Source organism: Clavibacter michiganensis, assembly GCF_021216655.1.
Classification (GTDB): domain Bacteria; phylum Actinomycetota; class Actinomycetes; order Actinomycetales; family Microbacteriaceae; genus Clavibacter; species Clavibacter michiganensis.
In genome coordinates this window covers 2,848,644-2,872,274 of sequence record NZ_CP080437.1, presented here as the reverse complement: position 1 = coordinate 2,872,274, position 23,631 = coordinate 2,848,644, and the positions used below count along the sequence as shown (strand labels likewise).

Annotated in this window: 18 protein-coding genes; 4 read left to right on the top strand and 14 right to left on the bottom strand. The window is 75.4% G+C overall.

Features of this window, described 5'->3' with window-relative positions; all coding sequences use genetic code 11:
- Positions 1–30 precede the first annotated feature (30 nt).
- Entirely contained in the window at positions 31–771 is a 741-nt protein-coding gene (locus tag K0V08_RS13570) for a helix-turn-helix domain-containing protein (protein ID WP_079531451.1), read from the bottom strand.
- Between the two features lie 219 nt (positions 772–990).
- Here K0V08_RS13570 and K0V08_RS13565 point away from each other — a divergent pair, with 219 nt between their 5' ends.
- Both K0V08_RS13565 and K0V08_RS13560 read left to right on the top strand, forming a co-directional pair.
- Complete coding sequence (locus K0V08_RS13565) at positions 991–3,018, top strand: S53 family peptidase (protein WP_174240017.1); 2,028 nt, start codon at positions 991–993, stop codon at positions 3,016–3,018.
- A complete protein-coding gene (locus tag K0V08_RS13560; protein ID WP_079531448.1) occupies positions 3,015–5,840 on the top strand; it encodes a hypothetical protein in 2,826 nt (941 codons plus the stop codon). The genes K0V08_RS13565 and K0V08_RS13560 overlap by 4 nt, the downstream gene beginning before the upstream one ends.
- Positions 5,841–5,911: 71 nt before the next feature.
- Here the strand turns inward: K0V08_RS13560 and K0V08_RS13555 are convergent, their stop codons facing one another.
- The 8 genes from K0V08_RS13555 to K0V08_RS13520 all read right to left on the bottom strand — a co-directional run bounded on the left by K0V08_RS13555 (position 5,912) and on the right by K0V08_RS13520 (position 14,781).
- Entirely contained in the window at positions 5,912–6,406 is a 495-nt protein-coding gene (locus tag K0V08_RS13555; RefSeq protein ID WP_011931720.1) for a GNAT family N-acetyltransferase, read from the bottom strand.
- The gene (locus K0V08_RS13550) at positions 6,403–7,320 is read right to left on the bottom strand and encodes an alpha/beta fold hydrolase (RefSeq protein WP_011931719.1); all 918 of its coding nucleotides are present in this window, start codon (positions 7,318–7,320) and stop codon (positions 6,403–6,405) included. The genes K0V08_RS13555 and K0V08_RS13550 overlap by 4 nt, the downstream gene beginning before the upstream one ends.
- Before the next feature lie 55 nt (positions 7,321–7,375).
- Positions 7,376–8,221 (bottom strand): transglutaminase family protein, encoded by an 846-nt coding sequence (locus tag K0V08_RS13545; protein WP_079531445.1) that lies wholly within the window; start codon positions 8,219–8,221, stop codon positions 7,376–7,378.
- Complete coding sequence (locus K0V08_RS13540; RefSeq protein WP_041464281.1) at positions 8,218–9,147, bottom strand: alpha-E domain-containing protein; 930 nt, start codon at positions 9,145–9,147, stop codon at positions 8,218–8,220. Before K0V08_RS13540 ends, K0V08_RS13545 begins: the two co-directional genes overlap by 4 nt.
- Positions 9,148–9,152: 5 nt before the next feature.
- Positions 9,153–10,868, bottom strand: coding sequence for a circularly permuted type 2 ATP-grasp protein (locus K0V08_RS13535; RefSeq protein WP_011931716.1), 1,716 nt, complete (start codon positions 10,866–10,868; stop codon positions 9,153–9,155).
- Between the two features lie 66 nt (positions 10,869–10,934).
- Positions 10,935–11,108, bottom strand: a complete 174-nt coding sequence (locus K0V08_RS13530; protein ID WP_012297729.1) for a hypothetical protein — start codon at positions 11,106–11,108, stop codon at positions 10,935–10,937.
- Between the two features lie 116 nt (positions 11,109–11,224).
- Positions 11,225–12,550: a nucleotide disphospho-sugar-binding domain-containing protein gene (locus tag K0V08_RS13525; protein ID WP_011931715.1), complete on the bottom strand. Its 1,326-nt coding sequence runs from the start codon at positions 12,548–12,550 to the stop codon at positions 11,225–11,227.
- Positions 12,547–14,781 carry a glycosyltransferase gene (locus K0V08_RS13520; RefSeq protein ID WP_079531443.1) on the bottom strand — a complete coding sequence of 745 codons (2,235 nt, stop codon included), beginning with the start codon at positions 14,779–14,781 and terminating at the stop codon, positions 12,547–12,549. The genes K0V08_RS13525 and K0V08_RS13520 overlap by 4 nt, the downstream gene beginning before the upstream one ends.
- 198 nt (positions 14,782–14,979) lie before the next feature.
- Between K0V08_RS13520 and K0V08_RS13515 the strand changes: the two genes are divergently transcribed.
- On the top strand, positions 14,980–16,074 hold the full coding sequence (locus K0V08_RS13515; RefSeq protein WP_079531440.1) for a Gfo/Idh/MocA family oxidoreductase: 1,095 nt from the start codon (positions 14,980–14,982) through the stop codon (positions 16,072–16,074).
- 39 nt (positions 16,075–16,113) lie between these two features.
- On the opposite strand, the gene K0V08_RS13510 is transcribed toward K0V08_RS13515, so the two are convergent.
- The 3 genes from K0V08_RS13510 to K0V08_RS13500 form a co-directional block, all read right to left on the bottom strand.
- On the bottom strand, positions 16,114–17,358 hold the full coding sequence (locus K0V08_RS13510) for a kynureninase (RefSeq protein ID WP_079531438.1): 1,245 nt from the start codon (positions 17,356–17,358) through the stop codon (positions 16,114–16,116).
- 77 nt (positions 17,359–17,435) lie between these two features.
- Positions 17,436–18,335 carry a DUF4190 domain-containing protein gene (locus K0V08_RS13505; protein ID WP_079531436.1) on the bottom strand — a complete coding sequence of 300 codons (900 nt, stop codon included), beginning with the start codon at positions 18,333–18,335 and terminating at the stop codon, positions 17,436–17,438.
- Positions 18,336–18,493: 158 nt separating this feature from the next.
- Complete coding sequence (locus K0V08_RS13500) at positions 18,494–19,708, bottom strand: DUF4190 domain-containing protein (protein WP_174240016.1); 1,215 nt, start codon at positions 19,706–19,708, stop codon at positions 18,494–18,496.
- Between the two features lie 157 nt (positions 19,709–19,865).
- Here K0V08_RS13500 and K0V08_RS13495 point away from each other — a divergent pair, with 157 nt between their 5' ends.
- A complete protein-coding gene (locus K0V08_RS13495) occupies positions 19,866–20,912 on the top strand; it encodes a DNA-methyltransferase (protein WP_231689082.1) in 1,047 nt (348 codons plus the stop codon).
- Positions 20,913–20,931: 19 nt separating this feature from the next.
- Here the strand turns inward: K0V08_RS13495 and K0V08_RS13490 are convergent, their stop codons facing one another.
- Positions 20,932–23,106 (bottom strand): RecQ family ATP-dependent DNA helicase, encoded by a 2,175-nt coding sequence (locus K0V08_RS13490; RefSeq protein WP_079531433.1) that lies wholly within the window; start codon positions 23,104–23,106, stop codon positions 20,932–20,934.
- A gap of 88 nt (positions 23,107–23,194) precedes the next feature.
- Positions 23,195–23,614, bottom strand: a complete 420-nt coding sequence (locus K0V08_RS13485; protein WP_079531431.1) for a PLD nuclease N-terminal domain-containing protein — start codon at positions 23,612–23,614, stop codon at positions 23,195–23,197.
- Between the last annotated feature and the right edge of the window lie 17 nt (positions 23,615–23,631).

The following is a 23,631-nucleotide window of genomic DNA, read 5'->3' as shown; positions in this document are numbered from 1 at the left end:
TCCGGCCGGCGTCGTCATGCGCGGGGCGGGTCAGGCTCGGGCGCGGTCCTCGTCCTCGTCCTCACCCGCGGCGGCGGCGGCAGCCTTCGCGCCGCGCGCCGAACCGGTGTGCGCCTCGGAGGCATCCGGGCGCCCCACCTCCACGAGCTCCAGGTCGAGCGGCCGGGCGGCGCGCACGACGGCGTCGGCGTCGTCGATCCCGAGGCCGACGAGGAGCGGGATCCAGAGGCTGCGCAGGCGCTCCGCGGAGTCGTGCTCGGCCAGCCGCGGTGAGCGGTAGGAGAGCACGCCGAAGGTGGCGCTGAGCAGGACGTCGACGACGGCGTCGAGGTCCCCGGCCCGGATGTCCCGGACCGCGAGCTCCGCCTCCAGGCGCTCCCGGGTGAACCGCCACACGTCGAAGCGGCGCTCGACCGCGAGGCCGAGGCGCGGCATGTCCTGCAGGAGGCGGATGGCACCCGCGGCGACGGGGCAGACCTCCACGGTGCTGGCACCCGTGAGGAGGAAGACGATGAGCTCGTGCAGCGCCCCCGGCCGGTCGAGCGCCGCCTCGATGCGGAGCCAGCGGTCCTCCTGGTCCTCGACCACCGCGCCCGCGAGGCTCTCCTTGGACGCGAAGAGGTGGTACCCGATGGCGGACTTGGGCTTGCCCATCGCCTCGGCCACGCGCGAGAACGACGTGCCCTCGTAGCCGTGGGCCGCGAACTGCGCGCCCGCCGCCTCCATGATCTCCCGCCGTGCCCGGGACACCGCCGCCTGCCGCTGGTTCATGTCGCTCCTGTCCCATCCCCGTCCGGGAGTCGAGGAAGACTACCCGTCACGATCGACGGGACGGTGGCATCCACCCGAACGGACGGCGCCTGGTCCCGGATCGCAGTCGGCCCATCCTCGACCGGCCACCCTCCACAGGTGCTGAGAACGCTTCTCGATTGGGGATAGCATCCGCACGCGCCCCCGCGCACTCCCCCCTGAATCGAATACGGATCCCGCATGCCCTCACGTCCCTCGTCCCTCCCACCCGTCGAGGCCCGCGGGCCCGCCGAGCGCCCGCCGACGGAGGGCCGGATCCGCGCCCTCGTCCGGCGGACGCCGTCGTCGCGCGCGCGGACCGTCGCCCTCGGCACGGGCGCCGTCGCCCTCGTGGCCGTCGCGGCGCTCGTCGCGAGCGCGCTGGCGGGCACCGGATCCGCGTCCGCCTCGGCCGATGGCGACCCGTCCGCCGCGCGCGCCGCTGCCGGTCTCCGCGCGATCGACGGGTCGGCCCCGTCGTGGCCCGCCGGCACCTCGGCCGTCCGGGTCGGCGACGCTCCCGCGGACGCGACGGTCGCGCTCACGGTGCTGCTGGATCCGGCGCGCCCCGACGCCGCGCCGGCCGTCGCCGCCTGGCTGCGCGACCGCGGCCTCGACGTGGGCGACGCGCGCGACGAGGTGTCCGCGCTGCCCGTCTCCGGCACGCTGGCGCTCGCGTCGCGCGCCTTCGACACCGGGTTCGCCCGGTTCCGCGTCGCCGGCCGGGAGGTCGTCGCCCCGGAGCGGACCCTCGCCGTGCCCGCCACCCTGGACGCCGTGCGCGGCGTCGCCGGCACCGTGCAGGGCGACGTGCTGATGCCGTCGGACGCGGAGTCGGACACCGCGCAGGCCGCCGCCGCGCAGGCCGCCGCCGACGCGCAGTCGCCCGACGCCGCGGACCCCGTCCCCGCGCCGATCCCCGGGCAGGCGACCGGCGGATCCCCCGCCTCCTCCGCCGACGACGGCACGTGCGCCGCGTGGTGGGGCCAGCGCCTCACCGACGCGTGGCCCGCGTCCGTCGACGTCGCCCACCGCTCGAACTCGCTGTGCGGCTACGGTCCGGCGCAGCTGCGGCGCGTCGACGACGTGCCCGCCGAGGACCGCGGCACCGGCGCGACCATCGCCATCGTCGCCGCCTACGATGACCCGGACACCCAGGCGGACACCGACACCTACTCCCTGGCGGTCGGCGAGCCCGCCTTCACGGCCGGCCAGTACCGCGACCACCCGTCCGCCTCGCCGCGCACCGGCATCTGCGGCGGACCCACCGCATGGACCGACGAGCAGCACCTCGACGTGCAGGCGGTCCACGCGATGGCCCCCGACGCGACGGTCTCCTACTGGGGCGCCGACGACTGCACCAGCACGAGCCTCTACACGCGGATCCTCGACGCCGCCGAGGACGGACCTGACGTGATCAGCCTGTCCTTCGGCGCGATGGAGGGCCTCGACACGGCCGACGACCGCGAGCTGCTGAACCGCGTGCTCGTGGAGGCGGCGTCGCGCGACGTGTCGGTCTTCGCGTCCACCGGCAACGACGGCGACTACAGCGGCGTCGGCGACCACGGCGGGAACGCGACCGTGGCGTCCCCCGCGTCGAGCCCGTACGTCACCGCGGTCGGCGCGACGAGCACGGGCCTCGCGGAGGACGGCTCGATCGCCGTCGAGGCGGGCTGGGAGACGCAGACCCGCTTCGCCCGCAACGGCGCGCTGATCCCGCCGGGCTTCGCGTTCGGCGCGGGCGGCGGCCACTCGGCCGAGTACGCGCGGCCGACCTGGCAGGCCGACCGGCTCGCCGTCGCGGGCACCGGGCGGCTGCTGCCGGACGTGGCATCGCTCGGCGATCCCGACACGGGCTTCATCACCTACGGGCCGCACAAGGGCCGCACCGAGTACGCGGCGCACGGCGGCACGAGCCTCGCGACGCCGATGGTCGCCTCCATGGTCGCGATCTCCAAAGCCGTCACCGGCCGGCGCTTCGGCCTCGCGAGCCCCGCCCTCTACGCGCTGATGGGCACGGGCGCGCTGCGCGACGTGCAGCCCGCGTCCGCGGCCACGTGGTCGCCGAAGGGCCCGTCGGCGGGAGCGCTGTGGCCCGAGACGCTCTTCATGTGGGACACCGGGAGGCAGGGGCTCCGCTCCGCCCCCGGCTGGGACGACGTGACCGGGGCCGGCGTGCCCGCGGGTCGGGCGTTCATCGAGGGCCTCGGCGCGGAGGCGGGACGATGAGCCGGGCGATGCGCGGATCCACCTCGCGCCCCTCCCTCGGCCTCGTCGGCGCGACCGGCGCCGTCGCCCTCGCGACGCTCCTCGCGCTCGGCGGGCTCGCGCCCCTCGCGGCGCACGCGGCCGACGTCGTGCTCGCGCGCGCGTCCGGCGTGGAGATCATCGACATCGACGGCGACACGCTCACCGCGCCGACGCCGCTGGCCGAGTGGTCCGCGGGCGCCGCGGTGACGCGCACCGCCGCATCCACCGGGGACGTGCTGAAGCTGAACACCACGCGGACGACCGGCCTCTCCTCCACCGCGGGTCCGACGGGCGCGTCCAGCGCCATCGCGACCGGCGAGCTCACGCTCCGCGACCGGCCCGCGATCGTCTTCTCGGGCCTCGCCGTCTCGTGCACGCCGGGTGGCACGCCCGCCGTGCACGTCGACCGGCTCACCGTCGGCGGCGTGGACGTGACCGCAGACGCGAACGCGACGCCGGGCTGGTCGCGCGACCTGCCGGAGTCGGTCTACGGCGCGACCCGCGTCATCGTGGGGTCCACCGCCACCGGCGACGACGGATCCGCCACCACCGTCGGCATCGACGTGGAGGCGGAGGCCGGGGCGTCGGAGATCTGGCGCGTGCGCGCCGGATCCGTGACGTGCGCGGCGGCCGCGGCCGTGCCGGTGCCGACGCCGTCGGCATCGCCGACACCTGCGCCGACGCCCGTGCCCGACCCGGATCCGACGCCGGCCCCCGGCCCGACCCCCGCGCCGGATCCCTCCCCCGCCCCCGCACCCGGCCGCGTCGCGACGGGCGTCACGGTCACGGCTCCCGACGGCACGCGCGTGATCGACGGGCAGCCGCGCGTCGACGGCCTCGACCGCTCCGCCACCGCCGATTCCCTCACCGCGTCGGACGGATCCCCGGAGCACGCCGCATCCGTCCATGTCGAGACCGGCGCGGACGGCACCACCACGGTCGGCGTCGGCTCGTTCGAGCAGCTGCCGGGATCCCCCGCCGACCCGCTCGCCGAGTACCGGTGGACGGCGTTCCGCGTCTACGGCCTCACCGCCACGATCATGCCCTCGGGCGCCGTCTCGACCGAGTTCGCGGATCCGGGCAGCGCGGTCTTCGTCGACGGCCGCTGGATCGACACCACGACCGACCTCTACACGGGCGTCGACGAGCAGGGCGCGCCCCGCGTCACCGTCGCGTTCGGCGAGCGCGAGACGGCGGCCGACGGCACCGTCACGGTCACCGCCGTGCACTACCGCGACCTCACGGGCGCGCACCCGGACGTGCGCCTCGGCACGGTGGTCGTGCCGCCCGCGGCCGGGCAGGTCGTGGGCGCGTACGGCGTCGGCGTCACCGCGGCCGACGGCACGGTGCTCGTCGCGCCGCAGCCGGCCGCGACCGTCGCGGCACCGCATGCGTCGACGGACGCCGTGACCGGCACGGGGACGGATCCCGACACCGCGTCGGCCGTCGCCGTCGACCTCGGCACGGGCGACGCCGCGGGCACCGCCACGGTCGACGTGGGCGGGTTCCGCCAGGTGCCCGACGCCTCCACGGATCCGCTCGCCGACTACCGCTGGCCCGCCCTCCGGGTGAACGGCCTGCACGCGGCGGTCTCCGCCGCGGGCGCCATGACCGTGTCCTTCGCCGATGCGGGGAACGCGGTCTTCGTGGACGGCGTCTGGATCGACACCACCACCGACCTCTACACGGGCGTCGACGAGCAGGGCACCCCGCGCGTCGAGGTGCGGTTCGGCGAGCGGACGGTCGCCGCGGACGGCACGGTGACCCTCACCGCGCTGCACTACCGCGACCTCACCGGCCGTCACCCCGAGGTGCGGCTGGGCGTCGTCACCGTGGCGGCGGGCAGCGGTACCACGCCCGCGCCGGATCCGTCGCCGACGCCCGTCGTGATCGTGCCGGACACCGCGCCCACCGGCTGGTCGGCGTACGGGATCCGCGCGACCGGGCCCAGCGCCGTGACGGCGACGCCCGTGGCGCGGCCCGACGCGACCGCGACCGGTCTCGCTCCGGACGCCCTCGCGACGAGCGACGCCGGCGCCCCCGCGGCCGGCGGCACCGCGGCCGACACCGCCGGCGACGGCGCGGCGGGCCAGATCCGCGCCTCGGGGATCCGGCTCTCGTCCGCCCGCGGGTCCGGCAGCGCCTCGCTCGACGACGTGGACCTCTACCCGGGCAGCCGCATGGCCGTCCGGATCCGGGGCCTGCGCGTCGCGGTCGAAGAGGGCACGGCGCGCGTCTCGAGCGACGGCGGCCTCATCGCCGGGCAGGCGCTCGCGGCCGGCGACATCGCCCCGGGCACGCGGTTCGCGCTGCCCGACGGCGGATCCGTGCTGCTCGCGGAGGACGTCACCGCGTCCGCCGCGCGCACCGTGACGGGCCTGCACCTCGTCGACGCCTCCGGGCTCGCCGCGGACGTGGCAGCCGGGGTGGTCACCACGGCCGCGGTGGCGGTCGACCCGTCGGGCGGATCCGCGTCCGGCGCGGGAACCGGCACGGGAACCGGCGCCACCGGCACAGCTGCAGGCACCCCGGCGGGCGGCACCCCGGCGGGCGGCACCTCGGCCGGCGGTGCATCCGTCGCCGGCACGGGCGCGCTCGCGCCCGGAGCGCTGTCGGCGGACGGGTCCAGCCCGGCGGGCACCTCCGGCGCGAACGCCCGCGGGTCGCTGCCGCGCACGGGGTCGTCGCCCGCGTCGGCGCTCGCCCTCGCGGCGCTGCTGCTGGTCGTCGGATCCGCGGCCGCGCTGGAGGCCCGCCGACGCCGCCGCGCTCACCAGGGACGCCGCCCCGCGCGCGCCTGACCGGACGCGGCCGACCGCGCACGACCCGCCGCCCTCCGACCCGCATCCCGCGGGCCGGAGGGCGGCGCGCGTCACCAGCGGAGCAGCAGCACGTCGGATCCGCCCTCGCGTCCCACGGCCACGAAGCCGAGCGAATCGTAGAGCGCGCGGGCGCGGTCGTTGCCGTCCTCCACGCTGAGGCTCACGGCCGGCGCGCCGGACGCGCGGACCGCCGCGACGAGCGCCACGAGCAGCGCCCGCCCGAGCCCCCGCCCGCGCGCCGACGGCACGAGCGCCATCCCGAGCTCGGGGATGTCCGGCGCGACGAAGCCGTAGCCGCGGTCGTCGTCGGAGTAGAGGCGCGCCCACGCGGCGCCCGCCGGGTCCCCGGCGACCTCCGCCACCACGCCGACGTCGCCCGCGCGCGGCCAGCCGGAGACGTAGTGCGCGAGCTCCGGCGTGGCGAGCATGCGCTCGCGGGTCATGGATCCGTCGTCGCGCCAGTCCATCGACGCCAGCAGCATGTCCTCGAGGAACGGCAGGTCGTCGGCGCGCGCCGGGCGGAGGGTCGCGTCGGCCGCGGTCATGCGGGTCCCCCGTCCCCCGGAGTGGCCGGAGCAGCGGGAGCGGCCGGAGCGGCCGGCACCACGCGCGACTCCAGCCAGCTCCGCAGGTCCGCCACCACCTCGTCGCGGTTCGTCTCGTTGTAGATCTCGTGCCGCGCGCCCGGGTACACGATGAGCAGCACGTCGCTGAGTCGCGAGCGCCTGCTGTAGTCGCGGGCGAGCAGCTGCATCCCGCGGCGGCCGCCGAGCGAGTCCTCCTCGCCGCCCTGGATGAGCACGGGCAGGTCGGTCGCGAGCCTCTTGGGCGGGCGGCCCATGATCTGCACGGAGTCGCGCATCCGGTACGGCTTCAGGGCGTTGACGTCGAAGTTCCGGTCGTCGGCGCCGAACGCGCGCTGCGCCTCCGGATCCCGCGAGAGCCACTCGAAGCCCGACGCGGCCGGGTGCCGCCAGCGCTTGTTGAGGTCGCCCGTGTTGATCACGCCGGGCATCGCGAGCGACGCGCCGCTCAGCACGAGCCCCGCGTAGAGGTGCGCGGCGCGCGCGACGATGCGCTGCGCGAGGAGCGCGCCCCAGCTGTGGCCGAGGAGCACGAGCGGGAGGTCGGGGTGCTCGCGGCGGAGCTGCTCGCTCACGAGCTGGATCCCGTCGAGCGCCGCGAGGTGGCGCCTCGGCCCCAGCACGCCGATGCCGAGGTGGCCGAGCCCGGTGGCGCCGTGCCCGCGGTGGTCGTCGGCCGCGACCGTGAAGCCCGCGGCGTTCAACTCCCGCGCGAGCCGGATGTAGCGCAGCGCGTGCTCGCCGACGCCGTGCGCGATGTGCACCACGGCCCGCGGGCGCTCGGCCTCCCACACGTAGTAGTGGAGGGTCACGCCCTCCGCGTCCACGATGGTGCGGTGGTCGGCTCCGCCGGTGGAGCGCTCGTCGTCGGGCATGGATCCAGCCTAGGCGGCGGGCCGCCCGCCACCCCCGAGAGGGAGGCGTCCGGGATCAGGACTCGCGCGTGATCTCCACCCGCACGAACAGCTTCGACCGGAACGGCCCCGCGTAGATGCCGCGCAGGGGCGCGACGTCGCGGTAGTCGCGGCCGCGGCCGACGAGCACGTGCCGGTCGCCGATGTCGATGAGGTTGGTGGGATCCCAGCCACGCCACTCGCCGCAGAACCACTCCACCCACGCGTGCGACTCGCCCGTGACGGTCTCGCCGACGGCCGCGTTCGGCTTCGGGTGCAGGTAGCCGCTGACGTAGCGCGCGGGGATCCCGACGTGCCGGAGCGCCCCGATGACGATGTGCGTGATGTCCTGGCAGACGCCGCGCCCCTGCTCCCACGCCTCGCGCGCGGTCGACTGCACGCTCGTGACGCCGGCCATGTACTCGACCCTCTCGCCGATCGCGCGGGCGATCTCCGCGGCCGCCTCGCACGGCGTGCCCGCGCCGCCCGCGATCTCCTCCGCGAGCGCGCGGACCTCCTCGTGCGGCTCGGTGCGCACGGTCTGCGCGACCTGCTCCACGTGCTCGGTGGCCCGCTCGACGTCGACCGCGAGGTCGTCCCAGCCGAGCTGGTGCGGCTCGTGCGTGCGCGGCCGCACCTCGACGAGGCTCGTCGCCGTGAGCTCGAGCGACCGGTGGGGGCTGAGGATCTCGAACGACGAGACCCGGGTGCCGAAGTAGTCGACGTAGGTGTGGTGCCCCGGCTTCGGCTGGATGTCGAGGTTCGAGTACAGGACGAACTGGTTCTCGCTCGAGACCGGCAGCATGCGCGCCTCGTTGTACGACGCGGTCACCTCGCCCTCGTAGTGGAAGCCGGTCCGGTGGGTGATGCGCAGGCGGTTCACGAGTTCTCTCCGACCCAGCTGGGTGCCGCGTTGGTGGGGAAGTAGCGCTGGCGGACGGCCTCGCTGGTGGCGGATGTCGCCTCCTGCACGGCGTCCATGAAGCGCGGGAGGTCGTCGAGGATCTCCTGGATCGGCCGGTACTCCAGCTCGCTCCGGATCTGCCCGAGCAGCCGCTGCGCCTGGTCGGACACCCCGAGGCGGTCGGTGCGCGGCTCGATGTCGTGCAGGCACTGCTCGGCGCGGCGGATCGAATGCGTGATCGACCGCGGGAACAGCCGGTCGAGCAGCAGGAACTCGGCCGCGTTGCGCGCGCTCGGCACGCCGCGGTAGGTGCGGAGGTACGCCTCGTAGGCGCCGCAGGAGCGGAGGATCGTGGTCCACGAGGGGCCGCTCGCCTCGGTGAGGGCGCGGGTCGCGAGGAGGCGGGCCGTCATGTCGGCGCGCTCGATGGAGCGGCCGAGCGTGAAGAACTGCCAGGCCTCGTCGCGGCTCGTGCCCGACTCGACGAGTCCGACCGCGAGCGCCGAGCGCTCGCGCACCCAGCCGAAGAACTCGTGCACGCGGTCGTTGGCGATCTTCCGCGGCATGCGGGCGCGCGTCGTGTTGAGGCACTCCCAGAGCTCGCTCGAGACGATCTCGCGGGCGCGGCGGGCGTTCTCGCGTGCGGCGCCGAGCGAGTAGGCGATGGAGGCGGGCTGCGTGCGGTCGACCGCCAGGAGCGCGAGCACGTCGTCCCGGCCGAGCACGTCCTCGGAGGGCACGTCGCTGCCCATCACGCTGAGGAGGGAGCGGCAGGCGGTGTCCTCGTCGATCCACGGATCCTCCAGCAGGAGCTGCAGGTGCACGTCGAGGATGCGGGCGGTGCCGTCCGACCGCTCGATGTAGCGGCCGATCCAGAAGAGCGACTCGGCGATGCGCGACAGCATGGGCATCAGCGGTCCCCCTCGGCGGTGGCGGTGCGGGCGTCGGCGGTGCGGGCGTCGGCATCTGCGGCGGGCGACGCGGCCTGCTGCTGCTGCTCGTGCTGGTCGCGGTTGCGCGGCCGGTCGTGCGGCGACTGGTCCGGCGCCTTCTCCCCGTTCTGGATGATCGGGATGGACGTGGTCACGGCGGCCTGGTCCGCCACGAGCGTCTGCACGCTGCGCTCGCGGGTGGCCGCGGGGAAGCCGGAGTCGCCGACGACCCAGGTGTCCTTGGATCCGCCGCCCTGGCTGCTGTTGACCACGAGCTGGCCCTCGGGGAGCGCGACGCGCGTGAGGCCGCCGGGCAGCACCCAGATGTCGCGGCCGTCGTTCACGGCGAACGGGCGGAGGTCGGCGTGCCGCGGGCGCATGCCGTCCTCGACGAGCGTGGGGATGGTGGAGAGCTGCACGACGGGCTGCGCGATCCAGCCGCGCGGGTCCTTGAGCAGCCGCGCCCGGAGCTCCGCGAGCTCGCCCGCGCTGGCGGCGGGGCCGACCACGAGGCCCTTGCCGCCGGATCCGTCGACGGGCTTCACGACGAGCTCCGGCAGCCGGTCGAGCACCTCCTCGAGCGAGTCGGGCTCCTCCAGGCGCCAGGTGTCGACGTTCGGGATGATCGCGTCCTCCGCCAGGTAGTAGCGGATGAGGTCGGGCAGGTACGTGTAGACCAGCTTGTCGTCGGCGACGCCGTTGCCCACCGCGTTCGCGATGGTGACGTTGCCGAGGCGGGCCGCGAGCATGAGGCCGGGCGAGCCGAGCATGGAGTCGGCGCGGAACTGCAGCGGATCCAGGAACTCGTCGTCGACGCGGCGGTAGATGACGTCGACGCGCATGGGGCCGCCCGTGGTGCGCATCCAGACGCGGCCGCCGGAGCAGAACAGGTCGCGGCCCTCGACGAGCTCGACGCCCATGAGCCGCGCGAGCAGCGTGTGCTCGAAGTAGGCGCTGTTGTAGACGCCGGGCGTGAGGACGACGACGTTCGGGTCCTCGACGCCGTCGGGCGCGCTCGCGCGGAGGGCCTGCAGGAGCTTGTTCGGGTAGTCGCCGACGGGGCGGACGCGCATCGAGACGAAGAGCTCGGGCAGCGTCTGCGCCATGACGCGGCGGTTGGAGATGACGTAGCTGACTCCGGACGGGACGCGCACGTTGTCCTCGAGCACGCGCATCTCGCCGGCCTCGTCGCGCACGAGGTCGATGCCGGAGACCTGGATGCGGACGCCGTTGGCCGGGTCGATGCCCGCGGCCTGGCGGTGGAAGTGGCTGGACGAGCTGATGAGGCGGGCGGGGATCACGCCGTCGCGGATCGCGCGCTGCGGCCCGTACACGTCGGCGAGGAACGCCTCGAGCGCCCGGACCCGCTGTGCCACGCCCTTCTCGAGCCGACTCCACTCCGCCTGCTCGATGACGCGCGGCACGGCGTCGAGCGGGAACGGCCGCTCCTCGCCGGCGAAGTCGAAGGTGACGCCCTGCGCGAGGTAGCTGGTGGCGAGCGCGTCGGTGCGGTCCTTCAGCTCCTCCTTGGTCATGCGGGAGAGGGCCGCGTGGATCTCGCGGTAGGCCGCCCGCGCGACGGCGGGCTCCCCGGCGACGGGCGGATCCCGGAACATCTCGTCGAACGGCATCGCGCCACCGGAGGCGCGGCGTGCGGCCGCGAGCGTGCCGTATCCCTCGAACAGATCACCCATGCCGGGAGCGTAGCCGGGCCGTGTGTCCGGTTTGTTACCTGGCGCGGCGGGCGGAGGCGACGCGGTTCAGGCGTCGGTGCGCTTGAGGATGTGCGCGGGGATGGCGATGGACGCCGAGACGAGCAGGATGCCGGCGAAGAAGCTCAGCAGCTCGAAGCCCTCGATGTAGAACGCGAACGCGAACAGCGCCATGCCGCCCAGGAAGAGGGCGAACGCGATGATGAAAGCGACGATGTTCACGAGGGCACCTGATCCATTTCCGAGAATGTGGGCGACCGTCGCGCCGGGGCGCGGACGCGGTCTCCGACGAGTCTACGAGATCGCGGCGCGGGCGTCGCCCGGGCAGCCCGACCGGCTCAGCGCGCGGCCTGCTCCGGGCGGATCCCGCCGGCCAGCGCCTGGTACGCGCGCTGCGGACCGGGCGACCGCGTGAGCGACGCCGCGATGGCGTCGAGCCCGGCGCGCTGCGCGCCCGACGGGTTGAGCAGGAGCTTGGCCGCCTGCCGCAGCTCGGTGACGGTCGCGACGTTCGGGGCGAGCGCGATCCCGAGCCCCGCGTCCTCGAGGGCCGCGGCGCCCGCGAACTGGTCGGTCGAGAGCGGCAGCACGAGCATCGGGACGCCCGCGGTCGCCGCCTCGGTGACGGAGTTGTTGCCGCCGTGCGTGACCGCGAGGTCGGCGTGGGCGAGCAGCGTCACCTGCGGGAGGAACGGGCGGACGAGCCAGTCGGACGGGATGTCGCCGAGCTCGGCCCGGTCGGTGGATCCCGTCGCGAGCGCCACGCGCACGTCGAGGTCGCGGAGGGCCGCCGCGATGCGCGCGAGCACGTCGCCGCGGACGGAGAGGAAGCTGCCGAGCGACACGTAGACGATGGGGTCGCCGCCCGCGTCGATCCAGTCCCGCACCTCGGCCTCCGGGGCCTCGCGCCGCACGGCCGAGCCGATGAAGGCGTGCGGCGGCAGCAGCTCGGAGCGGTCGGGGTCGTGCAGCTCCTCGGGGTAGTTGAGCAGGAGCACGTCGCCGGCCTCCGCGAACGCGTCGCGGCTCGGGCGCATCGACGGCGCGAGGATCGCGAGGGCGTCGTTCCACTGCGCCGTGAAGCGGTCGCGCACGCGCTCGCACAGGGCGCGCAGCTCGTCGAGGTCCTCCTCCTCGGGCTCGAACGCGGCGGGCCACGCGGGCGGGAAGCCGTAGACCTCGTCGCCGACGGGCAGGGCGCTCGGGTGGCCGAGCACGACGTCCGCGTGGCGCGTGCCGGAGGCGAGGAGCGCGAGGCGGGCGCTGAAGGCGAGGTGGTCGACGATCACCTGGTCGGGGCGCACCTCGTCGAGGATCCGCTGCACGGCGCGCGCGGTCTCGACCGGCTCCCACAGCAGGTCGTCGCTCCGCGCCTCGGCCTGGAAGCGCAGGGTCTCGACCATGCCGCGGCGCGTGGCGGCGAAGAAGCCGCGGAGCGCGTCGTCCTCGCCGGTCGGCTGGTCCTCGGCCTTGATGGTGCCGGGGTTGGATCCGCGGCCGAGGCGGAGGTCGACCCGCTCGAAGCCGGAGGCCTCGACGATGCCGGCGGTCGCGGATCCGGTCGCCACGACCACGCGCTCGCCGGCCTGCTGCCAGGCCGACGCGAGCGTGATGAGGGGGAAGAGGTGGGACGCGTAGTCCGGGCTGATGACGAGCAGGGTCATGAGGCGCTGAGCTCCCAGAGGGTTCGGTCGTCGGCTGCGGCGACGTCGCGGTAGACGCGGGACAGGGTGCCCGCCATGGCCTGGATGGTGAAGGTGCGGGCGACCATGTCGCGGGCGCGGTCGGCGGCGGCGTCGGCGTCGGGGCCGGCCGCGATGTCGAGCGCGCGGGCGATCCCGGTGGCGAGGTCCCCGGGATCCGTCGTGTCGACGAGGAGGCCCGTCACGCCGTCCTCCACGTAGGTCGCGGGGCCGCCCGACGCGGGCGCGACGACGGGCAGGCCCATCGACATCGCCTCGAGCAGCGCGACGCCGAACTCCTCCTTGATGCTCGCGCACGCGTACGCGCCGCCCGGCGCCGTGAGCCCGGGGCGGCCGTAGCGGACGGCGGCGAGCCAGCGCGTGACGGTGTCGTTGCCGCGGTGGCCGGCGAGGAGGAGGCCGTGGCGCGCGGCGTCGGCCGGGCCGTCCGCGTCGGGGACGGCGTCGAGGATCCGCGCGAGCTGCTCGCGCTCCTCCGGCGTGGGCGCGTCGAGGTCGCCGCCCACGATGAGGAGGTTGGCGCGGGACCGGAGCGCGGGATCCGCCGCCCAGACGTGCGCGAGCTGCGCCATGCCCTTGACGCGGGCGATGCGGCCGACGCTGATGACGAGCGGCAGGCCGCGGCGCTCCTCGGGGAGGCCGCGCAGCAGGTCGTCGAGCTCGACGAAGGCGCGGGCGGGCGCGCCGTCCGCGTCGGCGCCGAGCATGGCGTCGTCGCGGGAGCGCTCGATGGCGGCCACGTCGATCCCCTCGGCGACGACGCTGTGGCGCTCGGGGTGCGCGTCCACGTCGATGCCGACGAGCCGGCGCATGTCGCGCTTCAGCTCCGGCCGCGGGAAGAGGACGGTGTGCGCGGCGTCGGCGGCCAGGCGCTGCACGAGCCGGACGCGGAACCAGTAGTGCTCGCGCTCGTCGACGCCGCCGAAGCGGTCGCGGGTGAGCGCGCCGGAGCGGTCGAGCGCGTCGACCACGCCGTGCGGATCCGGCGCGACCGTGAAGACGACGGGGATGCCGAGCTCGCGCGCGACCGTGGAGGCGGCGAGCGTGCCCACGTCGGCCATGCGGAGGTGCACGGCGTCGACGCGGCCCGCGGCGCGGAGCACGCGGCGGATCCCCCGCTCGGCCTCGACGCGGTGCGGCCACGCCTCGGGCAGCGAGCGCGGGCCGCCGAGCATCGGGATGTGCGCGAAGACGTGCCCGTCGTCGCCCGCGGTGACGCGGGCGAGGGAGGCGAGGGCCTGGTCGGGCGTTCCGCGGGAGAGCGTGATGACGCGGTCGACCGGGCGGTCGGGGACCGTCGTCGTGGCCACGTCGCGCGCCGCGGGGGCGTGCCCGACCGTGCCCGCCGGATCCACGAGCGCGTCGCCGAGGCGCACGAGCAGCGTCGCGATGCCCCCGTTGTCGCCCGCGCCCACGTGCGTGAGGCCGGCGTCGATGTCGGCGTGCAGGAAGAGCTGGACGACGGTGAGGCCGGGCCGCTCCGGCGGTGCGGGGTGGTCGCCGTGCTGCCGCGCGATGTCGAGCACGGCCAGGCGCGCGACCGCGGCCACCTCGTCGTCGCCGCGCGCGATGTCGGCGACGAGGGCGGCGATAGCCTCGCCCGCGGGCCGGTCGCCGAGCGCGGCGACCGCGGCGGACCGGGTGAGCGGGCCCTCGGCGGCGGCCGGGGCGATGCGGAGCAGCACGCGCTCGGGGATCCGGCCGGGCACGAGGCCCACGGTCTCGACGAGGCGCGACCGGGGACCGTCGCCCTGCACGCCGAGCAGCGCGTTCTCGAGCGCCAGCGCGACGTGGTCGGGCGTCGACCCCGCCCACTGCTGCAGGGTCCGCTGCGCGAGCATGCCGGGGAAGCCGCCCTCGACGACCATCGCGACGAGGCCGGAGACCGCGTCGAAGCGCGGCAGGCGGGTGCCGAACGCCCAGGCGGCGTGCTCGCGGATCCACCGGGTGTCGTGGTCGAGCAGCGCGACGAGCGCATGGTCGGCGGCCTCGTCGAAGACCTGGGCGAGCGCGTGGATGGCGGCGACGGCGGTGAGCTGGTCGGCGGGATCGGCGGCGGCGCGGGCGAGCAGGCGCACCGCGCGCCCGCCGCCGTCGCGGCTGGCGGCGACCGTGAGCTCGTCGGCCTCCTGCATCACGTCGAGGATGCGCGCGGCCTCCGCGACCTGGTCGAGGCTCGTCTGGATCCCCATGCTCGTGCCCCTTCTCGGGTCGTACTCCTTCGACGGAGCCGTGACGCGCCTCACGCGGGAGCGTCCGCCCCCGGGACAGCCTCCCGGCCCTCGCGAGTATTCCCCAGTCTGCTGCGAGAACCCAGCCGGGCGCCCGAGACGCCGGCCCGGATGCGGCCTGCCCGGGTCGCGCGCGACCCCGCGCGTACGCTGGCGGCCATGCCCCACCCCGCGCCGACCGCCCCGCAGATCCGCTTCGGCATCGTGGGGAGCGGCTGGCGCAGCGCCTTCTTCCTGCGCATCGCGCGCGCCCTCCCGGAGCGCTTCGCCGTCACCGGGCTGGTGACCCGCAGCGCCGACACCGGCCGCGCGCTCGAGGAGGAGTGGGGGATCCGCACCTTCCGCACCGCGGCCGAGCTGCTCGCCGCCGAGGCGCCCTCGTTCGTGGTCGTCTCCGTGCCGCGGACGGCCGCGCCCGACGTGATCGCCGACCTCGTCGACCGCGGCGTCGCCGTACTCACCGAGACGCCGCCCGGCGCGACCGTCGCGGACCTCGAGCGGCTCGACGCGCTCGTCCGCCAGGGCGCGCGGATCGAGGTGGCCGAGCAGTACCCGCTCTCGCCGCTGCTCGCCGCGCAGCTCGCGATCGCGGCCGGCGGACGGCTCGGGCGGATCAGCCAGGCGACCGTCGCGCAGTGCCACGACTACCACGGCGTCCGCGTGATGCGCCGGGCCCTCGGCATCGGCTTCGAGGACGCCACCATCACCGCCGCCCGCTTCTCGTCACCGATCGTCGCCGGGCCCGACCGCGACGGGGATCCCGTGCGCGAGGAGATCGTGACCGCCGAGCAGACCACGGCTCGCTTCGACTTCGGCGACCGCCTCGGCGTCTACGACTTCTCCGACCGGCAGTACTTCTCGTGGATCCGCCGCAACCGGCTCCTCGTCCGCGGCGAGCGCGGCGAGATCGTCGACGAGCACGTGAGCTGGCTGCTCGACGCGACGACGCCCACATGGGCCGACATCACGCGGGTGGAGACCGGGCAGGGCGGCAACCTCGAGGGGCACCACCTGCGCGGGCTGCTGCTCGGATCCGAGTGGATCCACGAGAACCCGTTCGCGCCCGGCCGGCTCGCCGACGACGAGATCGCGATCGCGCAGTGCCTCGTCGAGATGCACGCGCACGCGGCCGGCGGTCCGTCCACGAACCCGCTCGCCGAGGCGTCGCAGGACCACCACCTCGCGCTCCTCATGCACGAGGCCGCGGCCACCGGGCAGCCCGTCCGCAGCACGCGGCGGGCCTGGGCGGACTGACCCGCCCGCTCGTCGCCGGAGCGCGGCCGGCGGGGCGCGTCAGCCCGCCAGGTGCCGCCGGATCGCCTCGACGCCGACCTCCACCTCGCGGAACGACGTGGTCAGCGGGCTGAGCCCGAGCCGCAGGCCCGACGGCGCGCGGAAGTCAGGGATCACGCCCTCCGCCCATAGCGCGCCGACGATCTCGCGGAAGCGCGGGTGGTCGACGCTCACGTGGCTGCCGCGGCGGTCCTCCTCGCGCGGGCTCGCGACGCGCGCGCCGAGCGGCACGAGGTCGCGGTCGACGAGATCCAGTGCGAAGCCCGTGAGCGCGAGCGACTTGGCGCGGATCGCGGGCATGCCCGCCTCCTCGATCAGCGCGAGCATGTCCTGCATCGCGAGCATGCCGACGATGGGCGGCGTGCCGCTGAGGAAGCGGCGGATCCCGTCGGCCGGCACGTACTCCGGCCCCATCGCGAAGACGTCCTGCGCGCCCATCCAGCCCTGGATCGGCTGCCGCAGCTCGGCCTGCAGGTCGCTCCGCACGTAGCCGTGGGCGGGCGCGCCGGGACCGCCGTCGAGGTACTTGTAGCTGCAGCCGACCGCGAGGTCGACGCCCCACGCGTCGAGTTCCGTCGGGATCACGCCGACCGAGTGGCAGGTGTCCCAGAGGACGAGCGCGCCGGCGTCGTGCACGAGGCGCGTGATCGCCGGCACGTCCGCGAGGAACCCCGAGCGGTACGCGACCTGGCTGAGCACGACGAGCGCGGTCCGCTCCCCCACCGCCTCGGCGACCAGCTCCGGCGTGACCCCGGCGTCGGGCGCGACGTCGATCCAGCGGATCGTCATGCCGCACTCCTCCGCGACCCCCTCGAGCACGAAGCGGTCGGTCGGGAAGTTGTCGGTGTCGATCACGAGCTCGTCGCGGCCGGGGCGCGCGCGGACTGCGGCGCGCACGAGCTTGTAGAGGATCACCGTGGTCGAGTCGCCGACGAACGTCTGGCCGGGCGCGGCGCCGTACGTCACGCGGCCGAGGTCGTCGCCGATGCGCGTCGGCATCGCGAGCCAGTCCTCGTCCCAGCCGCGGATGAGGCGGCCGCCCCACCCGTCGCGCACGAAGTCGGCGACGCGGTCGACGCTCGCGAGGGTCGGCCGGCCGAGCGAGTTGCCGTCGAGGTAGGCGACCACGTCGTCGGACTGCACGAACAGGTCGCGGAAGCGCGCGAGGGGATCGCGGGCGTCGAGCTCGGCGGCTGACGGGAGGGGGCGGGAGGGGGCGTCGGTGCCGCGCGCGTCGGGTGTCACGTCCGCAGCCTACGAGCCGAGCCGGGAGACGGCACGAGCCGTGGCACCCGGAGGTGCCACGGCTCTCGGGTCCGTCGCTACTGGGCGGCGAAGTAGTACGGGTCGGCGAGGATGCCGGGCCTGACGGCCCAGGTCCCCGCGGCCGCATCCGCGCTGGGGATGGCGATGACGACGTTCCCCGTGCCCGAGGCCCCGGGGAACAGCTCGTTGATCGAGTCGAACTGCGGCTCCGGCGCGACGGCGAAGGAGTCGGACGTGGTGTGCGTCGTGCCTGCCGCGGAGACGTACTCGACGCCGATCTCGAACATCGGGCTGGCCGACTCGGTGCCCACGTACTTCACCGTGACGGGCACCATGGCGTACTGCGTGCCCGCGGGCGCGGGGTCGTTGAACATGTTCTCGGACGTGACCGCCGCGTTGGCATCGAGGACGGGAGCGCCGAGCGTGACCTCCCACTGCGGGGATCCACCCGAGAGACCCGTCACGACCGTGCCGATGGGAGCGGGGTTCTCTCGTGTCCCGACGGCCGGACCGGCCTCCTCCTCGGTCTCGTCCAGCGGCGCCGCGGACGACCCGGAGCCGCCCTCGCTGCGGGGAAGGCTCTCCGAGACCGCGGCGGCGAATCCGAGCGTGTAGACGACCGCGAGGATGATGCTGAGGACCAGCGCGAGGACGCCCACGATGAGCCCTCCCAGAGCGAGCGGCTTCCCCGCCTTGTGCCGCGCCAGCGCCACGATGGCGAGGACGATGGCGACGATCGCGGGGATGAAGACCACGTAGTTGAGGAACGGGACGAAGGCCCCGAGGAAGGCGACGATCGCGACGATGAGGGACGCGATGGCGAGGCCCTTCCCGCCGGAGGGGCCCGCCGGAGCGGCAGGCGCGTAGGGGGTCGCGTACCCGCCCTCGGGTGCGGGAGGGGGCGCGGGGTAGGAGTGCTGTTCGGGAGTCGAGTTCGGGTCTCGTGCGTCGGTCATGGGCACTTCTTACTAGAGCGACGGCGGCCTACAGCGCCGAAAGGGCCTCCTGCACCGCGAACTGGGGCCACCGATCCCGCGCTTCGCACCCGATAGGCGGCCGGCCGGCACCACATTCTCGCGAGGACGCCCCGAGAGCGGCCTCCCCGGACGGGGTGTCAGCCGGCGCGGAAGTAGTACGCGTCCGCGATCATCCCCGGCGCCGTGGCCCAGAGGCCGTCGGCGGCACCGTCGATGGGGATCTCGACGACGACGTTCCCGCTCGCGGTGCCCTGCGGCTCGAGCATCGCGGAGGCGTCCGTGAAGGCGGGCGCCGGCGCCTGCACGAAGCTGTCGGCGGCCGAGTACTGCGTGCCGTCGGGGGCGAGGAACCCCAGGGCCAGCTCGGAGAGCGGATCCCCCGTGCTCGACCCGAGGTACGTCGCGGTGACGGGGACGACCGCGTACTGCATGCCCTCCTCGGGCGGCCCGTTCGTCGGATCCGCCGCGAGCACGGCCGCGGTCGCGTCGAGGATCGGCGTGCCCAGCGTGACCCGCCACTCGGGGCCGTCGACGCCCTCGCCGGTGACCGGGGTGCCGATCGGCAGCGGGTCGTCGGGGCTCGTGCCGGGCTGGGCAGCGGCGTCGTCGCCGCCGGAGCCGTACGTGGGCGCCGGGCTCGCGAACCCGGGGTCTGTGCCGGCGGACTCCACCGCGTCGGTCACCGTGCTCACGAACGCGAACGTGTAGACGAACGCCAGCACGATGCTGAGGACGAAGCCGACGGCGCCGAGGATGAGGCCCGTCAGCGCCAGCGGCTTGCCGTCCATCCGCCGGGCGAGCGAGACGATGCCGAGCACCACCGCGACCAGCGCGGGGATGGCCGTGACGTAGTTGAGGAACGGGATGAACGCGCCGAAGACCCCGGCGATGCCCACGACCAGCGCCGCGATGGCGAGGCCCTTGCCGCCGCGGGGGCGGGGCGGCGGGCCGGAGACGTAGGGCGGCGCGGGGGCGGCGGGCGGGGCGCCGACCGGCGGCGCGTAGGAGGGGCCGGGCGGCGCGAAGCCGGGGCCGATGCCGGAGCCGGAGCCGGAGCCGGCGGATCCCGTGGCGGCGTCGTATCCGGCCGGTGGCTGAGGCGGCGCCGGATGGGCGGGCTCGTCCGCGGGCTCGGGCGCAGCGGCGGACTCAGGCGCGGCCGCGGGCGGGACGGCGGGCGGACCGTAGGGGCTGACGGGATCGGCCGTGGCGCCCACCGCGGACGCCTCCCCCTGGGCCGGGCCCGCGGCGGCCGGGCGCTCGGCGGCCGGGCCCTGGGCGGCCGGATCCTCGCCCCGCGGCTCGTCGGGGTGGGGTCCGTCGGTCCGGCCGGGGTCGCGGTCATCGCTCATGTGACGTTCCTAGCGGAGGGTGCCACCCGCGCGGCAGAGCCGTGCGCGAACCGCCCCGCATTGGGGGCGTCCCGGACCGCGGGTGCAGCACTCCGCACCGCGTCCCTGCCGTCCCGGCGCGCGCCGCGCGTCGGCGGAGGTCCGTTAACCTCGGGGCGTGCCCCAGCCCGCGTGGACCCCCGACGGCCCCGACCTCGTGATCCACGCGGAGAACCTCGAGGCCGTCCGCGCGCTCCCCGACGGCGCCTTCCAGCTCATCTACCTGGATCCGCCGTTCAACACCGGCCGCACGCAGGAGCGGCAGAACCTCACAGTGACGCGCACGCCGGATCCCGCCGCCGGTCCCGACGCGGACGCCGAGTCCGTGGCCGATCCGGCCACCGCGCTCGACGCCGCCGCGGCACCCGCACCTGGAACCGCTGCGGAGCCCGCCACCCCCGTCGCCCTCGCCCCCGCGAGCACCGCGACGCCCGAGCCGGTCCGCCCACCTGGCGCGCGCCTCGGCTTCCACGGCCGCAGCTACGACTCCGTCAAGGGCATGCTCTACGGATTCGACGACTCGTTCGCCGACTACTGGGACTTCCTCGAGCCGCGCCTCATCGAGGCGTGGCGCCTCCTGGATCCCACCGGCACCCTCTACCTCCACCTCGACTACCGCGAGGTGCACTACGCGAAGGTCGTGCTCGACGCGCTCTTCGGCCGCCGCTCGTTCCTCAACGAGATCGTGTGGGCGTACGACTACGGCGCCAAGTCCCGGCGCCGCTGGCCGGCGAAGCACGACACGATCCTCGTCTACGTGAAGGACCCCGTCCGCTACCGCTTCGACTCCGAGGGCGTGGACCGCGAGCCGTACATGGCGCCGGGCCTCGTGACCCCGGAGAAGCGCGAGCGCGGCAAGCTGCCGACGGACGTCTGGTGGCACACGATCGTCTCCCCCACAGGCCGCGAGAAGACGGGCTACGCGACCCAGAAGCCGCTCGGCGTCCTTCGCCGCATCGTGCAGGCGTCGAGCCGGCCCGGCGACTGGGTGCTCGACTTCTTCGCGGGATCCGGCACCACGGGCGCCGCGGCCCGCGAGCTCGGCCGCCGCTTCGTGCTGGTGGACGAGAACCCGCAGGCCGTCGAGGTGATGCGCGCACGTCTCGCGGGCGGCGGCACCGTCTTCGTCGAGCCGGAGACGGAGCCGGATCCGGTCGTCGGCTGATCCGCGATCGCCCGCCCGGCTACCCCTGCTGCGCGAGCGCGAACGGCAGCACCCGCGTGGCCCCCGCCTTCCGCAGCAGACGGCCGGCGACCGTGAGCGTCCACCGCGTGTCGACCAGGTCGTCCACGAGGAGGACGGGACGCGGATCCCCCGCGAGGTCGTCCGCGAGATGCGCCGGCACCTGGAACCGCGGGTGCACCCTCCCCAGCCGGTAGACGCTGTTGCCGCGCGCGGCGCCCGGCGCACCCGGATCCACGAGGTCGAGCGACCCGAGGAACGGCAGCCGCCCCACCTCCGCGATGCGCTGGGCGAGGCTCCCGACGAGCTGCGGCCGGCTCGCGGACGGCACATGGATGACGGCGCGCGGCCGCTCCGCCCAGCCCCACTCGGCGAGCACGCGCACGCAGGCGGCGACGAGCGCGTCGTCGACCGGCGCATCCTCCGCGCCGGCCGCGAAGACCGTGCGGAGGCGGCCGCCCCAGCCGAGGTCGGTGAGGCGCGCGAGCGCGCGACCCTCGTCCACCTGCTCCCCCGCCGCGATGGCGCCGCTGAGCGGCACGCCGACGGTCGACGCGCCCGTGGGCCAGCGCAGCCGTGGCTCGATCGGCAGCCCGACCCTGTCGAGCGCCTGCGATGCCGTGGCCGACGCCTGCTGGTCGAGCGACGACGGGTACCACGCGCCCGCGCACCGGTCGCAGCGGCCGCACGGTGCCGCGGTGTCGTCGTCGAGCTGGCGCTGCAGGAACTCCATCCGGCAGCCGAGGGTGGTCTCGTAGTCGAGCATCGCCTGCTGCTCGCGCACGCGCGCCGCCGCGACCTGCTCGTACCGCGCGCGGTCGTAGACCCAGGGGACGCCCGTGGCGGACCACCCCGGGGTGTCCCGGCGCACGGCGCCGTCCACGTCGAGCACCTTGAGCAGGAGGTCGAGCCGGCTGCGCGAGAGGCTGACCCGCGACTCGAGCGCCGGCACCGAGAGCGGCCGGTCGCTCTCGCCGAGCGCCTGGATGACGGCGGCCGCCTGCTGCTCGTCCGGCATGGACGCGGTGGCGAAGTACTGCCAGATGTCGGGATCCTCGCGGCCGGGCAGCAGCAGGACGTCGGCGTCGGCGGACCCGCGCCCGGCACGGCCGACCTGCTGGTAGTAGGAGACGGGCGACGACGGCGCCCCGAGGTGCACGACGAAGCCGAGGTCGGGCTTGTCGAAGCCCATGCCGAGCGCGCTGGTGGCGACGAGCGCCTTGACCTCGTTGCGCTGCAGCTCGCCCTCCGCCTGCTCGCGGTCGGCCGGATCGTCGCGGCCCGTGTAGGCCTTGACGGCGTGGCCGGCGTCGCGCAGCAGCCGCGCGGTGTCCTGCGCGGCGGAGACCGTGAGGGCGTAGATGATGCCGCTGCCCGGCAGCTCGTCGAGGTGGCTGAGGAGCCAGCCCAGCCGGTCGCGGCTGTTCTCGAGCCGCAGCACGCCGAGCCGGAGCGACCGGCGGGCGAGCGGCCCGCGGATGGTGACCACGGGCACGCGGTCGGTCTCGACGACGCCCGCGCCGGCGGATCCGACGCTCAGCTGCTCCTCGACGTCGGCCACCACGCGCGAGTTCGCGGTGGCGGTTGTGGCGAGCACGGGCACCCGCTCGTCGACGGAGGAGATGAGATCGCGCAGGCGCCGGTAGTCGGGCCGGAAGTCGTGGCCCCAGTCGGAGATGCAGTGCGCCTCGTCGACCACGAGGAGGCCGAGCCGGGCCCGGAGCGCGGGCAGCTGCTCGTCGCGGAAGCGCGGGTTGTTGAGGCGCTCGGGCGAGACGAGGAGGAGGTCGACCTCGTCGGCGTCGAGCGCGCGCAGCAGGTCGTCCCACTCGTGGGCGTTGCTCGAGTTCATGGCGACCGCGCGCACGCCGGCGCGCCGGGCTGCGGCGACCTGGTCGCGCATGAGCGCGAGGAGCGGGGAGACGAGGAGCGTGGGGCCGAGACCCTGCTGCCGGAGGAGCAGGGTGGCGACGAAGTAGACGGCCGACTTGCCCCATCCGGTGCGCTGCACGACGAGGGCTCGGGAGCGATCCTGCACGAGGGCCTCGATGGCCTCGAACTGGCCATCGTGGAAGTCGGCGCCCGCGACGCCGACGAGCCGCGACAGGTGCTCGCGGGCGGCGGACCGGAGGTCGGAGGGCGCAGCGGAGGAGGGTGGCGTCGCGGTGTCGGGCATGCGGCCATGCTCCCATCCGCCCCCGACCCCGCCGTCCCGCGGCGACCCCGCGGAGGGAGGGCGCGGCGGCCCGCGACCTGGGGAGGGACTACGGCTCGGGGGTGGATCCCGGCTCGATGGCCCGCGGCGCCCGCGCCGGTCCCGCGGCCCGGGCGGCCTGCACCGCCTGCTCGGCCTGGAGCTGCCGCATCCGCGCGATCCGCGCGTAGTGCCGCTCCTCCTCCTCGAGGTCGGCGAGCTGCTGCTCGGTGCTCCGCACGCGCAGGTCGACCGCCGCTGCCGCCCGCTCGTAGGCCGCGCTCCGGTCCGGCGGGCCGACGGGCTCGCGCCGCGCGTCCCAGTCGTGGCCGACGCAGAACCACACGATGCTGCCGATGAGCGGCAGGAAGACGATGAGCAGGATCCAGACGAGCTTCGGCAGGTGCTTGACCTGGTCGTCCGGACGGGTGATGAGGTCGACGAGCGCGCACACGGCCACGAGGAGGGGGAGCAGCCCGAAGACGATCACGGTCAGGGAGCCTAAGG

Coding starts and splice junctions, on each gene's coding strand:
- K0V08_RS13515 (WP_079531440.1), top strand. CDS start 14,980: ATGCCCCACCCCGCGCCGACCGCCCCGCAGATCCGCTTCGGCATCGTG.
- K0V08_RS13560 (WP_079531448.1), top strand. CDS start 3,015: ATGAGCCGGGCGATGCGCGGATCCACCTCGCGCCCCTCCCTCGGCCTC.
- K0V08_RS13540 (WP_041464281.1), bottom strand. CDS start 9,147: ATGCTGTCGCGCATCGCCGAGTCGCTCTTCTGGATCGGCCGCTACATC.
- K0V08_RS13520 (WP_079531443.1), bottom strand. CDS start 14,781: ATGGGGATCCAGACGAGCCTCGACCAGGTCGCGGAGGCCGCGCGCATC.
- K0V08_RS13525 (WP_011931715.1), bottom strand. CDS start 12,550: ATGACCCTGCTCGTCATCAGCCCGGACTACGCGTCCCACCTCTTCCCC.
- K0V08_RS13535 (WP_011931716.1), bottom strand. CDS start 10,868: ATGGGTGATCTGTTCGAGGGATACGGCACGCTCGCGGCCGCACGCCGC.
- K0V08_RS13550 (WP_011931719.1), bottom strand. CDS start 7,320: ATGCCCGACGACGAGCGCTCCACCGGCGGAGCCGACCACCGCACCATC.
- K0V08_RS13490 (WP_079531433.1), bottom strand. CDS start 23,106: ATGCCCGACACCGCGACGCCACCCTCCTCCGCTGCGCCCTCCGACCTC.
- K0V08_RS13570 (WP_079531451.1), bottom strand. CDS start 771: ATGAACCAGCGGCAGGCGGCGGTGTCCCGGGCACGGCGGGAGATCATG.
- K0V08_RS13500 (WP_174240016.1), bottom strand. CDS start 19,708: ATGAGCGATGACCGCGACCCCGGCCGGACCGACGGACCCCACCCCGAC.
- K0V08_RS13555 (WP_011931720.1), bottom strand. CDS start 6,406: ATGACCGCGGCCGACGCGACCCTCCGCCCGGCGCGCGCCGACGACCTG.
- K0V08_RS13505 (WP_079531436.1), bottom strand. CDS start 18,335: ATGACCGACGCACGAGACCCGAACTCGACTCCCGAACAGCACTCCTAC.
- K0V08_RS13565 (WP_174240017.1), top strand. CDS start 991: ATGCCCTCACGTCCCTCGTCCCTCCCACCCGTCGAGGCCCGCGGGCCC.